This window comes from Winslowiella arboricola (genome assembly GCF_025527015.1).
Taxonomy (GTDB): Bacteria; Pseudomonadota; Gammaproteobacteria; order Enterobacterales; family Enterobacteriaceae; genus Erwinia; species Erwinia arboricola.
This window is the reverse complement of record NZ_JAODIM010000041.1, coordinates 534,658-548,493: the sequence shown is the minus strand read 5'-3', so window position 1 is coordinate 548,493 and position 13,836 is coordinate 534,658. Positions and strand designations below refer to the sequence as shown.

At 53.3% G+C, this 13,836-nt stretch carries 15 protein-coding genes; 9 read left to right on the top strand and 6 right to left on the bottom strand.

What is annotated here, in order from left to right; all coding sequences use genetic code 11:
- Entirely contained in the window at positions 1-984 is a 984-nt protein-coding gene (locus tag N5923_RS14275) for a quinone oxidoreductase (RefSeq protein ID WP_267142012.1), read from the bottom strand.
- A 226-nt stretch (positions 985-1,210) separates the two neighbouring features.
- On the opposite strand from N5923_RS14275, the gene dnaB reads away from it, so the two are divergent.
- The 9 genes from dnaB (at position 1,211) to N5923_RS14230 (ending at position 8,885) form a co-directional block, all read left to right on the top strand.
- Positions 1,211-2,632 carry a replicative DNA helicase gene (dnaB, locus tag N5923_RS14270; RefSeq protein ID WP_026111768.1) on the top strand — a complete coding sequence of 474 codons (1,422 nt, stop codon included), beginning with the start codon at positions 1,211-1,213 and terminating at the stop codon, positions 2,630-2,632.
- 157 nt (positions 2,633-2,789) lie between these two features.
- Entirely contained in the window at positions 2,790-3,281 is a 492-nt protein-coding gene (locus N5923_RS14265) for an Lrp/AsnC family transcriptional regulator (RefSeq protein WP_267142011.1), read from the top strand.
- Positions 3,282-3,509: 228 nt separating this feature from the next.
- On the top strand, positions 3,510-4,139 hold the full coding sequence (locus tag N5923_RS14260) for a YitT family protein (RefSeq protein WP_267142010.1): 630 nt from the start codon (positions 3,510-3,512) through the stop codon (positions 4,137-4,139).
- A 62-nt stretch (positions 4,140-4,201) separates the two neighbouring features.
- Positions 4,202-5,395 carry an amino acid aminotransferase gene (locus tag N5923_RS14255; protein WP_267142009.1) on the top strand — a complete coding sequence of 398 codons (1,194 nt, stop codon included), beginning with the start codon at positions 4,202-4,204 and terminating at the stop codon, positions 5,393-5,395.
- A gap of 317 nt (positions 5,396-5,712) precedes the next feature.
- Positions 5,713-7,071: an MFS transporter gene (locus tag N5923_RS14250; RefSeq protein ID WP_267142008.1), complete on the top strand. Its 1,359-nt coding sequence runs from the start codon at positions 5,713-5,715 to the stop codon at positions 7,069-7,071.
- 234 nt (positions 7,072-7,305) lie between these two features.
- Positions 7,306-7,800, top strand: coding sequence for a hypothetical protein (locus N5923_RS14245; protein ID WP_267142007.1), 495 nt, complete (start codon positions 7,306-7,308; stop codon positions 7,798-7,800).
- Positions 7,769-7,912 (top strand): hypothetical protein, encoded by a 144-nt coding sequence (locus tag N5923_RS14240; RefSeq protein ID WP_267142006.1) that lies wholly within the window; start codon positions 7,769-7,771, stop codon positions 7,910-7,912. Before N5923_RS14245 ends, N5923_RS14240 begins: the two co-directional genes overlap by 32 nt.
- Positions 7,913-8,115: 203 nt before the next feature.
- On the top strand, positions 8,116-8,532 hold the full coding sequence (locus N5923_RS14235) for a secondary thiamine-phosphate synthase enzyme YjbQ (protein ID WP_267142005.1): 417 nt from the start codon (positions 8,116-8,118) through the stop codon (positions 8,530-8,532).
- Positions 8,533-8,534: 2 nt separating this feature from the next.
- Positions 8,535-8,885 carry an MmcQ/YjbR family DNA-binding protein gene (locus N5923_RS14230; protein WP_267142004.1) on the top strand — a complete coding sequence of 117 codons (351 nt, stop codon included), beginning with the start codon at positions 8,535-8,537 and terminating at the stop codon, positions 8,883-8,885.
- Between the two features lies 1 nt (position 8,886).
- Here N5923_RS14230 and N5923_RS14225 read toward each other — a convergent pair whose 3' ends face one another.
- From N5923_RS14225 to N5923_RS14205, 5 genes are read right to left on the bottom strand one after another with little or no spacing between them, the layout of a single operon-like run.
- Positions 8,887-9,999 carry a M20 family metallopeptidase gene (locus N5923_RS14225; protein ID WP_267142003.1) on the bottom strand — a complete coding sequence of 371 codons (1,113 nt, stop codon included), beginning with the start codon at positions 9,997-9,999 and terminating at the stop codon, positions 8,887-8,889.
- Complete coding sequence (locus tag N5923_RS14220; RefSeq protein ID WP_267142002.1) at positions 9,996-10,754, bottom strand: glutamine amidotransferase; 759 nt, start codon at positions 10,752-10,754, stop codon at positions 9,996-9,998. Before N5923_RS14220 ends, N5923_RS14225 begins: the two co-directional genes overlap by 4 nt.
- Positions 10,755-10,767: 13 nt before the next feature.
- Complete coding sequence (locus N5923_RS14215) at positions 10,768-11,847, bottom strand: phosphotriesterase family protein (RefSeq protein ID WP_267142001.1); 1,080 nt, start codon at positions 11,845-11,847, stop codon at positions 10,768-10,770.
- 3 nt (positions 11,848-11,850) lie between these two features.
- Positions 11,851-12,852: an ABC transporter permease gene (locus N5923_RS14210; RefSeq protein WP_267142053.1), complete on the bottom strand. Its 1,002-nt coding sequence runs from the start codon at positions 12,850-12,852 to the stop codon at positions 11,851-11,853.
- 19 nt (positions 12,853-12,871) lie between these two features.
- Positions 12,872-13,618 (bottom strand): ATP-binding cassette domain-containing protein, encoded by a 747-nt coding sequence (locus tag N5923_RS14205; protein WP_267142052.1) that lies wholly within the window; start codon positions 13,616-13,618, stop codon positions 12,872-12,874.
- Positions 13,619-13,836 lie beyond the last annotated feature (218 nt).

Here is a 13,836-nt window from a genome sequence, read left to right as displayed (position 1 = left end):
TCAGGGAATCAACAGGCTTGAACCATAAGTGGCGCGACTTTCCAGCGTAATATGGGCTTTCTGCGCATCGGCCAGCGCAAACTTTTGCTGTTCCGGCACATCAACCTTGATCGCGCCGCTGGCAATCAGCGAGAACAGTTCGCTGCTGGCCAGTTCCAGTTCGGCACGATTGGTAACATAACCAAACAGTGTCGGACGGGTGACATACAGTGAGCCTTTCTGCGACAGAATACCGAGATTGACGCCAGTCACCGGGCCGGACGCATTGCCAAAGCTGACCATCAGGCCGCGTCTTTGCAGACAATCAAGCGACGCTTCCCAGGTGTCTTTACCCACCGAGTCATACACTACCCGCACTTTCTTACCGTCGGTCAGCTCGCTCAGGCGCTGGGCAATATTCTCTTCGCGATAGTTAATGGTGGCCCAGGCGCCGGCATTTTTCGCCAGCGTGGCTTTCTCCGCCGAACCGACGGTACCGATCAGATGGGCGCCCAGCGCTTTTGCCCACTGGCAGGCGATCAGACCAACGCCGCCCGCAGCGGCATGAAACAGAAAGGTTTCATCCGGCTGCACTTCGTAAGTCTGACGCAGCAGATAATGCACCGTCAGCCCTTTCAGGAAAGATGCTGCACCTTGCTCAAAAGAGATCGCGTCCGGCAGCAGCGCCACGCGCTCGGCATCGACATTATGCACTTCGCTGTAAGCTCCCAGCGCGGATTGCGCATACACCACGCGATCACCGGGCTTCAGTACACTTACGGCTGAACCCACTTTGGTCACTACGCCTGCCGCTTCAGTGCCTAAGCCCGAGGGCATACCCGGCGTTGGGTAGAGTCCGCTGCGGATATAGGTATCGATATAGTTGATACCTATCGCTTTATTCTCCACCTGCACTTCGTTTGCTGCCGGATCGGTGATAGCAAAATCCACCCATTGCAACACTTCCGGACCGCCATGCTGGCTGAACTGAATACGCTTTGCCATGTTCACTCCTGTCGATTTAGCGTGATTGATGTGAAGATCTAACCTGTGCAAACCGTTATCCCCTTCGTCCTTGAAGCCGCAGCCGCGTTAGCCGCACTCACTCACCCGAATCACTGACTTGAGTCAGCTCATCGGGATTCGTTCATTTGCTGCCTTGCTGCAACTTCAATGACTTTGGGTATATACTTGCGCGTCTTCTCAACTGATTTTCGGTATTGCATCCACTATGGCAGGAAATAAACCCACCAACAAATCAAGCGAACCTCGCGCGAGCGAAACCCGTGACCGTCAGATGGAAGGGCTGAAGTTGCCGCCGCATTCCCTCGAAGCGGAGCAGTCGGTGTTGGGCGGTTTGATGCTGGATAACGAACGCTGGGACAATGTTGCCGAACGCGTGGTAGCGCAGGACTTCTTCAGCCGTCCGCATCGTCTGATCTTCGGTGAAATGCAGCGCCTGCTGGAAATGGGCAAACCGATTGACCTGATCACCCTCTCCGAATCGCTGGAGCAGAAGGGCGAACTGGATATGGTTGGCGGCTTTGCTTATCTGGCCGAACTGTCAAAAAACACGCCGAGTGCGGCGAATATCGGCGCTTATGCGGATATTGTGCGCGAACGTGCTGTGGTGCGCGAAATGATCTCGGTGGCGAATGAGATCGCCGACGCCGGTTACGATCCACAGGGGCGCACCAGTGTCGATCTGCTGGATCTGGCGGAATCACGCGTATTCCAGATCGCGGAAAACCGCGCCAGTAAAGATGAAGGGCCGAAAAGCATCGATCAGATTCTGGAAGCCACCGTCTCGCGTATTGAATCGCTGTATCAGACGCCGCACGACGGGGTCACCGGCGTTGATACCGGCTATCAGGATCTCAATAAAAAGACCGCCGGTTTGCAGCGTTCGGATTTGATCATTGTCGCGGCGCGTCCGTCGATGGGTAAAACCACTTTTGCGATGAACCTGTGTGAAAACGCCGCGATGTTGCAGGATAAACCGGTGCTGATTTTCAGCCTCGAGATGCCCGGCGAACAGATTATGATGCGTATGCTGGCATCACTGTCGCGCGTTGACCAGACACGTATTCGTACCGGGCAGCTGGACGATGAGGACTGGGCGCGGATCTCCGCCACGATGGGGATTCTGCTGGAGAAGAAGAATATGTATATCGATGATTCTTCTGGCCTGACGCCGACCGAAGTACGCTCACGTGCGCGGCGTATTTTCCGTGAACACGACGGCTTAAGCCTGATTATGATCGACTACCTGCAGCTGATGCGCGTACCGTCGCTATCCGATAACCGTACGCTGGAGATTGCTGAGATCTCCCGCTCACTGAAGGCGCTGGCCAAAGAGCTGCAGGTGCCGGTGGTGGCGCTGTCGCAGCTGAACCGCTCACTGGAGCAGCGCGCTGATAAACGTCCGGTGAACTCGGATCTGCGTGAATCTGGTTCCATCGAGCAGGATGCCGACTTAATCATGTTTATCTATCGTGACGAGGTGTATCACGAAAACAGCGATATGAAAGGCATCGCGGAAATCATTCTTGGTAAACAGCGTAACGGACCGATCGGTACTGTGCGTCTGACCTTTAACGGTCAGTGGTCACGTTTCGATAACTATGCCGGACCGCAGTACGACGATGAGTAACCAGGCGAGGCGCGTCTGAAACTTCGTAAGGGAGCCGTTTTCGGCTCCCTTTGCATTAATGTCCCCCGCAGCCATCAGAAAATAGTGTTGGACAACCACGCGACGATTGCGGTTATCTGTAAGGGCACGACGCCCCTACAGATAACATGGATCGGTAATGACCAGCATCGACGATTACGACCTTAAAATACTGACTTTATTACAAACCAATGGTCGCCTGACCAATCAGGAGTTGAGTGATTTAGTGGGCCTGTCGGCATCGCAATGTTCGCGTCGCCGTATCAATCTTGAACAGGCTAATTTAATCCTTGGCTACCATGCGCGACTGTCGCCGGATGCGGTCGGTCTCGGCATGATCGGTTTAATCGAAGTGCGTCTGATAAACCACACCTCAGAATATGTTGAGAGCTTTCATCGTATGGTGGCGGAGCAGGCGTCGATTGTCGATGCGTATAAAACCACGGGTGATGCCGATTATCTGTTAAAAGTAGCGGTCGCCGATCTGGCCGGATTAAGTTCATTAATCAGTCAGTTAGTTGCCGGCCATCAGAGCGTGGCCCATGTTAAAACCTCGGTCGTACTGAATCGCCTGAAAGAGAATGGCCTGATGATGCTGCCGGAGAGTGCTTTGCGCCAAAATAGTGCGTAATGTGCATTTTTGGTGCATAAATATATTCAGATCTGCGTGATCTGTGCAGAATTTAATGATTATGTGCGTGATTTAACTGTTTTTAATTAAAATCATGCACAAAAAGAGCAATAAAGCGCCTTAGTTATCAATGGGTTAATTCGCTGGCACCGTCCGGCAGCCGTAAAGGTTGCCGGATTGGTGCGATTTTTGCAGTCTGATTGCGTCAATAACTTGAGAATCAGACTGATGGCTAACCTTGCGCAACCCCTTATAGCACCGGAAAAAATCCCCCATACCCATATTGAAGACCTTATCGCGATAGTGACGGGTACGCTGATGGTCTCTTTTGGCGTAGTGATGCTGAAACAGGCCGGCGCGCTTACCGGCAGCACCGCCGGCATAGCCTTTCTAATCAGTTATCTGACGCACTGCTCATTCGGGCTGGCATTCTTTTTAATCAATTTACCATTCTACTGGCTGGCGGTGCGCCGGATGGGCTGGGCGTTTACGCTGAAAACCTTCTCGGCAGTGGGGCTGGTGTCGATTTTTACCCAGTTGCATCCACTTTTCGTCCATTTTGATGCACTGAATCCGTTTTATGCGACACTGTTCGGTAACCTGATAATGGGAATTGGGTTTATAGTGTTATTTCGCCATAAAGCCAGTCTCGGCGGGATTAATATCCTGGCGCTGTGGTTGCAGGATCGCTCTGGTATCCGCGCCGGTAAGCTGCAGATGGCAGTGGATACCTGCGTGGTGCTGGCATCGCTGTTTGTGGTGTCACTGCCGATGCTGGCAGTGTCGATTGGTGGCGCAGTGATCCTCAATCTGCTGATTGCCATGAATCATCGTCCGGGACGCTACAGCGGCGTCTGAAGAATATTCCAGCCGTGCACGCCGCGCGGCTGACTTAAAACCAAGCTATGGAGATCTGCACCGTGTTTCAAAACGTTGATGCCTACGCCGGCGATCCAATTCTTTCGTTAATGGAGACCTTCAAACAGGACACGCGACCGCATAAGGTGAATTTAAGCATCGGTTTGTATTATAACGAACAGGGTGTTATTCCTCAGTTGCAGGCAGTGGCCGCAGCGGAAGAGCGTCTGAACGCACAGCCACACAGCGCCTCGCTCTATCTGCCAATGGAAGGTCTGCCAGCCTATCGCAACGCGATTGCGCCGCTGTTGTTTGGCGCTGATCATCCGGCGCTGAAAGCGGGCCGAATTGCCACCATTCAGACGCTGGGCGGTTCCGGCGCGCTGAAAGTGGGTGCTGATTTCCTGAAGCATTACTTCCCGAATTCTGGCGTCTGGGTCAGCGATCCAACCTGGGAAAACCATGTGGCCATTTTTGGCGGCGCGGGTATCGCAGTTGACACCTATCCGTGGTTTGATGCCGAAACCAATGGCGTGAAATTTGACGCCTTTATTGCCAAATTAAAAACGCTGCCGAAACAGAGCATCGTGCTGCTGCATCCGTGCTGCCACAACCCGACCGGCGCCGATCTGACCGACGCGCAGTGGGACATCACCACTGAAGTGCTGAAAGCCCAGCAACTGGTGCCATTCCTCGATATCGCCTATCAGGGCTTTGGTGCCGGCATGGAGCCGGATGCTTATGCTATCCGCGCTATCGCCGCCGCCGGTCTGCCTGCGCTGGTCAGCAACTCATTCTCGAAAATCTTCTCGCTATATGGCGAACGCGTTGGCGGCTTGTCAGTCGTCTGTGATAACGCCGATGAAGCGTCACGCGTGCTGGGGCAGTTAAAAGCCACCGTCCGTCGCAACTACTCCAGCCCGCCGAACTTCGGCGCGCAGGTGGTTTCCTGTGTGCTGAATGACGATGCACTGAAAGCCAGCTGGCTGGCGGAAGTGGAAGCGATGCGCCTGCGTATTCTCGAAATGCGTCAGTCACTGGTGTCGGTGCTGGCGGCGGCGGTGCCGGGCGTTAACTTCGACTACCTGCTGAAGCAGCGCGGCATGTTTAGCTATACCGGTCTTAGCCCGCAGCAGGTTGATCGTCTGCGTGAAGAGTTTGGTGTTTACCTGATTGCCAGTGGCCGTATGTGCGTGGCGGGTCTGAATGCCAACAATGTGCATCAGGTAGCGGAAGCCTTTGCTGCGGTGATGTAATAAACCGCGATCTCAGCAACAAAAAAGCAGCGGGCCAGGTTCGCTGCTTTTTTTTATTTATTTCCCGGTAACATAAAAGCGGGGAAATAGCAGCAAGCTAATAACAACTCACCCGCCTGACAATAACTAATCCCTTTGCGAAATTAATATTTGTGATCGACTTCAACTAATCTCCGCTTTAAATAACGCAATAAAAAACCGGGCGCGTTGTTATGCAAATGCACATTGTCTGACGCTATTTAACTGCCTATCTTCTCTCTATTGCACTATTAATCATTTTAGCAAAAAAGATTTTTATCAAATCAAGGTGGTTCACTATGAGTCAGGTCAATAATCTTGAGGGAGTCGCGTACGCCAAAAAAACCAATATCAGATGGCATATTGTGATCATGTTGTTTTTTGTTACGGCGGTAAACGTTGGCGATCGTACTACTCTCGCTATTGCCGGTAAGGATATGTCGGCGGCGCTGGGGATTAATCCCAGCCAGATGGGCTGGATTTTCTCTGCTTTCGCCTGGGCTTACTGTCTGGCGCAAATTCCTGGTGGCTGGCTGTTGGACCGCTTCGGATCGAAAAAAATCTACCTGTGCAGCTTGTGTCTGTGGTCGGTGTTTACCCTGTTACAGGGGTTTGTGCAGGTATTTGACGGTTACGGTGCGTTGATCGCGCTGGCCGTGCTGCTGTTTCTGGTCGGGCTGGCAGAAGCGCCGGCGATGCCGGGCAACAGTCGTTTTATCGCCGCCTGGTTCCCGTCAAAAGAGCGCGCTACTGCCGCCGCCGTGTTTAACTCGGCGCAATATTTCGCCACGGTGATCTTTGCGCCGATAATGGGCTGGCTGACATTGTCGATGGGCTGGGAATCGATTTTTATTTTTATGGGCATTCTGGGACTGCTGATTACCTTTGCGGCGGCTAAAGTGATCCACAATCCATTATCGCATCCGCGGGTTAATGCGGCGGAAATGGATTATATTCGTCAGGGCGGGGCGCTGGTGGATATGGATCAGAACAATGCTAAACAACAGCGGAAGTTTAAATTTTCACAGTTCAGACAGCTGCTGTCTAACCGTATGTTGCTTGGTATTTATCTCGGCCAGTATTGTATCACCGTTATCACCTTCTTCTTTATTACCTGGTTTCCGTTATATCTGGCGATGGATAAAGGTCTGGATATTAAAACCGTTGGTTTTATTGCTGCGATCCCGGCTATTTGTGGCTTCCTCGGCGGACTGTTGGGCGGGGTGATATCAGATCGCATTCTGAAAGCGACCAAATCGCTGTCTGTCGCCAGAAAGACACCGATTGTCTTTGGCATGCTGCTTTCAATGACGATGATCTTCTGCAATTACGTGGATTCTATCTACCTGATTGTATTCTTTATGGCGCTGGCATTCCTCGGCAAAGGTATCGGGGCGCTGGGCTGGGCGGTGATGTCAGATGCTGCGCCGAAGGAGATGGCCGGTATGGCGGGCGGCTTGTTCAATATGTGCGGCAATATCTCCGGTATTATTGCGCCGGTAGTTATCGGCTATATCGTCAAAGCGACCGGGCATTTTGAATGGGCGCTGGTGTTTGTCGCCGTCCACGCGCTACTGGCGATCTTCAGTTATCTGGTGATTGTCGGGCCGATTAAACGTCTTGAGCTAAAGGCAGAGAGCAGCGAATTTTTTGGTTGATCAAAGATGATGCCGCTGACAGTTAAAATAGTTCGAGGCGGCTTGCCTGTTGTATTTAAAACTGTTCCCCGATAACGCTAAAAACTCTCCGTAAAATACCCATATTACAAGGTGTTGTAATATGGGTATTTTACGTGAAAAAACTCATCGACATTTGTATTGCATTTTGTTTCAATATCGCCACCTTAAAAAAGGAAATGTACTTAACTAATTAAAGATATTAAAAACAATAATATGCCATTATATCTTTCAACTGAATTTCAGGAGTTTCCTCACGGGGGTTATATCGCTCACCGCTTTGACTTCTGCATAGGAAAGGATAAGTTTGTGGTGATATTTGCAGAGGTAGATACAGTAAGCTCTGAGTATCATTCATTCAGGAGTGAAGAGGTGGGGTTCTCAATACCTCCCCATTGTTATGATGTTAAATTCGATCGTCTTGAAAACTTTGAGCAGGGTTCTTTCTACGAATCCCCAACTAAAGGTCAGTGTTCTAAGCAGATTACATTTGCGGCTAAACTTGCAGAAGCTCTGGAAACGATAATTACGCTGCATCACAATATCTACTATGCACGGGCTTACTTTGCCATCGCAGAAACGGATAAGTTAAAACGCTTCTATGACCGCATTTTACAGCGACCTTTACATGATATAGTATATGAAGTATCCACCGGACTCGGTGAAGGAGGAATGGGTTATGCACTCAAAACGCGATATTTCAATCATTAAGCAAATGACGGCGGCTGAGCGTAAAGCAGAAGCAATGCGCCGGTTAAAAGCTTCTTTCGAACGTGCTGCTCGTGAAGGTACGCTGCGTACCCGTGAGGCAACCGTCGGCTGAGTATTTTACCTCTACCTCCTTAAAAGCCCGCTAACGCCTTTTTTCTATTGCTCAATTCCTCTTGCGTCAGACAGTTCACTCATTCTGTCTATTGCCCTCACGCCCACCTCCGCTGCTTTTTTTAACTATTTTCCCGCGCTGGGTTTACCTTTCGCCCACATGCTGCACACTTAACCACAGACATTCAGCAAAGGAATAATGAGATGTGGTATCAGCAGACCCTTACGCTTGGCGAGAAATCGCGAGGTTTTCATCTGGTTACTGATGAGATTGTCGATGAGTTGCGCCGTCTGAAGGATATTCAGGTTGGCCTGCTGCATCTGCTGCTGCAGCATACTTCGGCCTCACTGACGTTGAATGAAAATTGCGATCCCACGGTGCGCAGCGATATGGAACAGCATTTTTTGCGTCAGGTTCCGGAAAATGCACCCTGGAAGCACGACTATGAAGGAGCCGATGATATGCCTGCTCATATTAAGTCGTCGCTGTTAGGTACCTCGCTGGTGTTGCCGGTCAGTCGTGGGCGTCTGGTGTTGGGTACCTGGCAAGGCATCTGGCTTGGCGAGCATCGTATTCACGGCGGTTCACGTCAGATTGTCGCCACGCTACAAGGGGAATAACCATGAACACTTCGGATCTGCTTTCTTATTGTATGAATAAGCCAGGCGCGGAGCAGAGCGTCCATAGCGACTGGAAAGCGACCCAGATTAAAGTCGATGATGTGCTGTTTGCGATGGTGCACGATGTGCAGGGGCGTCCGGCAGTGTCGCTGAAAGCATCTCCGGCGCTGACCGAGCTGTTGCGTGATAAGCATCAGGATGTACTGCCCAGTGAGCATCTGAATAAGAGCCACTGGAGCACGGTATTTCTCGATGGATCGCTGAAAGATTCGCAGATTTACTATCTGGTGGACGCCTCACTGCAACAGGCGCTCAATACCCGATCTGCCGGAGCCAGTCACTTGCCGTCGTGATTTAAGCCATCCAGTCGACAATCAGCTGGCCATATAGCGCTTCAGCATCAGTCAGCTTTTGCAGTTCGCAATATTCATCGGTCTGATGCGCCATTGCCGGTTCGCCGGGGCCGAGAATAATGCAGGGCGGTGAGCCAAGTGCCGCCAGCAATAACGAAGCATCGGTAAAGTAGGGCACAATGCGCGCCGCCAGCGGTAACGGATGTAAAGGCTGACAGCGCTGATAAACCTGCTGGATCCACACATTATCTTCGGCGGTCAGTACCGCGGGCAGATCGACCAGCGGCGTAATTGTCACCGCTTCCCCTAAAGTTGCTGCCAGCCGTTGCTGAATGTCGCTATGTTGCAAGTCGGGCGCGGTGCGGATATCAACATCAAACTGCGCGCGGTCCGGCACCGAATTAATATTCATTCCGCCCTGAATGCGTCCGACATTCAGCGTTGGCTGCTTCATCAGCGGATGCGGTGGACCGGGCTGAAAATGCTGAATCCTACCCAGCGCATCGGCGGCCAGATAAATTGCGTTAATCCCCAGTTCCGGCATTGCGCCGTGGGCGGTTTTACCACGGGTTTCGCAGCGCAGCCACAGCGCGCCCTTATGGCCAATGACCGGGTAGTTGGCCGTCGGCTCACCGACAATCAACGCCCCCGGCTGCGGTAATGATCCCTGCTCAATCAGCGCGCGTGCGCCGTCGCAGCCGGTCTCTTCACCACCGGTAATCAACAGCACCACGCCTCGGCCCTGACGAATCAGCGACCGGTGTTTTACGCAGGCCAGCGCAAAAGCCGCGATCGCCGCTTTCATATCACTACTGCCACGACCATAGAGTTTGCCATCGACCAGATCGCCGCCAAACGGGTCATAGTGCCATGGCTGATTACCCAGTGGCACGGTATCCAGATGACCGGTAAAAGCCAGCGGCGATGCCGGGTTCTGACCCCCGATGCGTGCAATCAGACTGACCCGCTGCTCGCCAAACTGGCTCAGAGTGACGGAAAAACCCTGCTGCTCCAGCCAGTTAGCGAAAAACGCCATACAGGCGGCTTCATTACCTGGCGGGTTAATAGTGTCAAAACCCAGCAGCTGCCGGGTTAAAGCAAGGGTCTCGCTCATGCGGTTTTCCCGGTCAGCCAGTCAAGGCAGTTAATCCATAACTGGCGGTAGCCGGGCCATTGGGAAAAGGCCTCCGGCAACCAGTGCGCCGACATATCGCTGGTCCAGACCAGCGAACGTCCCTGCTGATAGTGACGGGTGGCGACCAGCGGATGGCTGGTGCCGGCAATGGTCGCCAGCAGTTCTCCTTCCGGGTGCATTTCTACTTCGTTATAACCCAGCAGCCATGGCCACTCTGCGGGCAGATTACTGAACAGCGCATGCTGTTGCTGAATTTCCGCAAAGCAGCCTTCCGGGGTTTCAATACGGTCATCCCACGCCAGGCAGCGCACCGGCAGCACTTTCTCCACCGCAGTATTGCGATAGCGCGCGCCGCCGTTAATCCCCTGAAAACTGTAGTAGCCGCCAATCATCATCAGGCTTCCGCCAGCCGCCACATAGTCATGCAGCAGCGTCAGGCGGTTCGCGGTACGCTGGCTTTTCAGCCAGGTATCCGGATGCAGCAGCAGCGTATTAGCGCCAATATCGGATAAAATAATTGCATCCCACTGTTGCAACGCCGCCAGCGTTAGCGGAAAACCGTTCTGCGCCTCATGGGCGGGCATATGGGTAATCGCGTATTCACTGTCGGCCAGCGCGGTAAGAAATTCGCTGGCGCCGTTATGAAAAGTGGCGGTGGCGAACTGATCGAAACCTTTAATATGGGTTGCGGTACTGGTCCAGGACTCCCCGACCAGCAGGACCTTCTTCTGCATCTGTATCCCCTTATTACCCGCCAAAAACGCGCTGCGGATTAGCAATCATTAATGTCTCAAGCTGCTCGCCGCTAACGCCATGGCGGCGCAGGCGCGGCACAAAATGTTTCAGGATGTAGCCATAACCGTGGCCGCCATAGCGGGTCAGCATGGTTTTCAGAAACACGTCCTGGGAGAGTAAAAGTTGATGGATATAGCCATCGTCGATCAATTCACAGATCGCGCGTGCATTCTCCTCATCAGATGGCGACTGGGCGGATTCATCGGCGTAGTAGTAGCTCATGCCAATCATGTCATATTCAAGAAATGCGCCACGACTGGCCAGCTCGCGCTGATACTGCTTATCGGCAAAGCTGGGGTTCATATGGCACAGCACGGTATGGCGCAGATCGGCGCCTTCCTGCTCAAGAATATCCAGCACCTTATGGCCGAGCCGTTCCCAGCCAGGCAGATGGACTTCGATAGCGACGCCGGTAGCGGCACTGGCGCGACCGGCGGCGCGCAGCGACTTCTCTTCATCGGCGGTAAAGCGGCTGGAGACGCCGATTTCACCTATCAGGCCGGCAATCACTTCCGGTTTCTCGCTCATGCCGCCGAGGTCATAAATCAGCTTGTCGCTTAACTGCCCGATGCTGGTGGTTTTCACCCACTCAGGATGCGAAGGCTCCAGATAGAGGCCGGTGCCCATAATGATATTCAGACCGGTCAGCCGTGAGATGCGCTGCAACGCTTTTGGATCGCGGCCAATGCCGATATTGGTCGGGTCAACCACCGTTTCACCGCCCAGCGCGCGGTATTTCATCAGCTCTTCAATCGCCACATCCACATCAAACAGCTGGCAGTTATCGCGGCTCATTAACGGGTTAAGCGACAGCTCACCAAGATTCTCGATACGTACCGGCATTTCAGCAATATGGCGATCGCTACAGCAGCAGGGCGGCACCCATTTACCGGACGCATCCAGCAAAATATGTTCATGCATCAGGGTGACACCCATTTGCGCCAGCGGCAGCGGACCCAGCACCGTCATTACATGGCCGCTGCTGACCCCCACTGGTAACGGGTCGGCATGGCGAAACAGAGAACCTTTCATACGCTATCCTTTGGCCGCGGATCGGGTCGGATTAAGAATGCGGGTATTGAGCCAGATGGCTAACAGGATGATGGCACCGGTGGCAATTTGGGTATAAAACGGCGAGATATGCGACAGGATCAACCCGTTCTGAATAATCGCAATCGACAGCGCACCAAGTAAGGTACCGATAATAGTGCCAAACCCGCCAAACAGGCTGGTGCTGCCTAATACCACCGCCGCAATCACCTGCAATTCAAAACCTTCCCCCTGATTCGAGGAGCCGCTGCCAAGGCGCGCGGTAATAATCATCCCCGCCAGCGCAGCCGCCATGCCGCTGATGATATACACCTTCATCGTCACCGCTTTGGTATTGATGCCGCTGCGGCGTGCGCCTTCGCTGTTAGCGCCGATGGCCGTGATATAACGGCCAAAGCGCATATTCTGCAACACGAAATGACCGACGATCAGCACCGCCACGCCAATCAGCGCGGGCATCGGTACGCCAAGCACCCAGGCGCGCCCCATAAAGGTAAACGGGCTGTCGGCCGGAATCGGGATCGAGTAACCCTGGGTCACCAGCAGGGCGATACCACGTACCACCGCGAGGGTGGCAAGGGTGACAATAAACGCCGGAATGCCTTCATAAGCGATAAAAAAGCCGTTGATTGCGCCGACCAGACCACCGAGCAGCAGGCCGCCAATCAACACCAGCGGCCAGGGCAGACCCCAGTTATTCAGCGCAATGGCTGACAGTGCGCCAACCAGCGCGAGGGTGGAGCCAACGGAGAGATCGATACCGCCCGTGGTAATCACCAGCGTCATGGCGGTGGCGACAATCAGCAGCGGCGCGCTTTGACGGATAATATTCAGCCAGTTGGCGCTGCTGAGAAAGTTATTGGTAATCAGCGAGAACACCACGCAGCAGAAGATAAAAAACAGCGCGATACTGACCACCCCGGAGTGGTTATGCAGCAAGCGCCGCGGCAGTGAATGCTGAATGGTGCGGGAGCCAGACAAATTAATCATACTCATTGATGTTCCCTTAGTGGGCGCGGGCTGAATGGGCGGTAAATTTCTCACCGACAATCAGGTTGACGATATCGCCGAGACTGGTCTGCGACACCAGGCGGTCGGCGACATTGCTGCCTTCGTACATCACCATAATGCGGTCGCAGACAAGGAACAGATCCTGCAAACGGTGGGTAATCAGAATAACGCTGACCCCGCGCGCGCTGACCCGCCGAATCAGCTCCAGCACCGCTTCCACTTCGGCAACCGCCAGTGCGGCGGTAGGTTCATCCATAATCAGCACTTTAGGGTCGAAAGCTGCCGCACGTGCAATCGCTATCGCCTGACGCTGTCCACCGGAGAGATTGCGCACCAGCAGATGCGTATCAGGAATGGAAATCCCTAACCCTTTCAGCATCTCGCGCGCATCCGCATGCATTTTGCTTTGATCGAGAAAGGGGATCCCCAGCCGGTGTCTGATCGGTTCGCGCCCCATAAACAGGTTGCCTGCCACATCGACGGTGTCGCACAGCGAAAGATCCTGATAGACCATCTCGATATGGCAACGCCGTGAATCGGCCGGGTTGGCAAAGTGCTGCTCTTCACCATCGATACGGATGGTGCCGCTGGTGGGCACTACTGCGCCGAAGAGAACTTTGGTCAGGGTGGATTTACCCGCGCCGTTATCGCCGACTAAACCCAGCACTTCGCCGGGCGCCAGTTGCAGATTGACGCCGCGTAGCGAGCGAATCGAACCGAAAGTCTTGGTGATATTGACCATCTCAACCCGCGAGGGGGCCGCTTGTTGCTGTTGCATCTCATCACTCCCAGTGCCGTATTTCAGGTCGGAGGATGTCCGCGATTCCCGCCTGTGCTGCGCTCATTTTCGGTTTACACGCCTTGTAAACCGGTTTACCTAAATGCGCGCAGTCAGGCCGGGTAATCGCAAACATAACAACATTACATAAAGATACTTGTTCGCCATGTTGGATAAAGCAG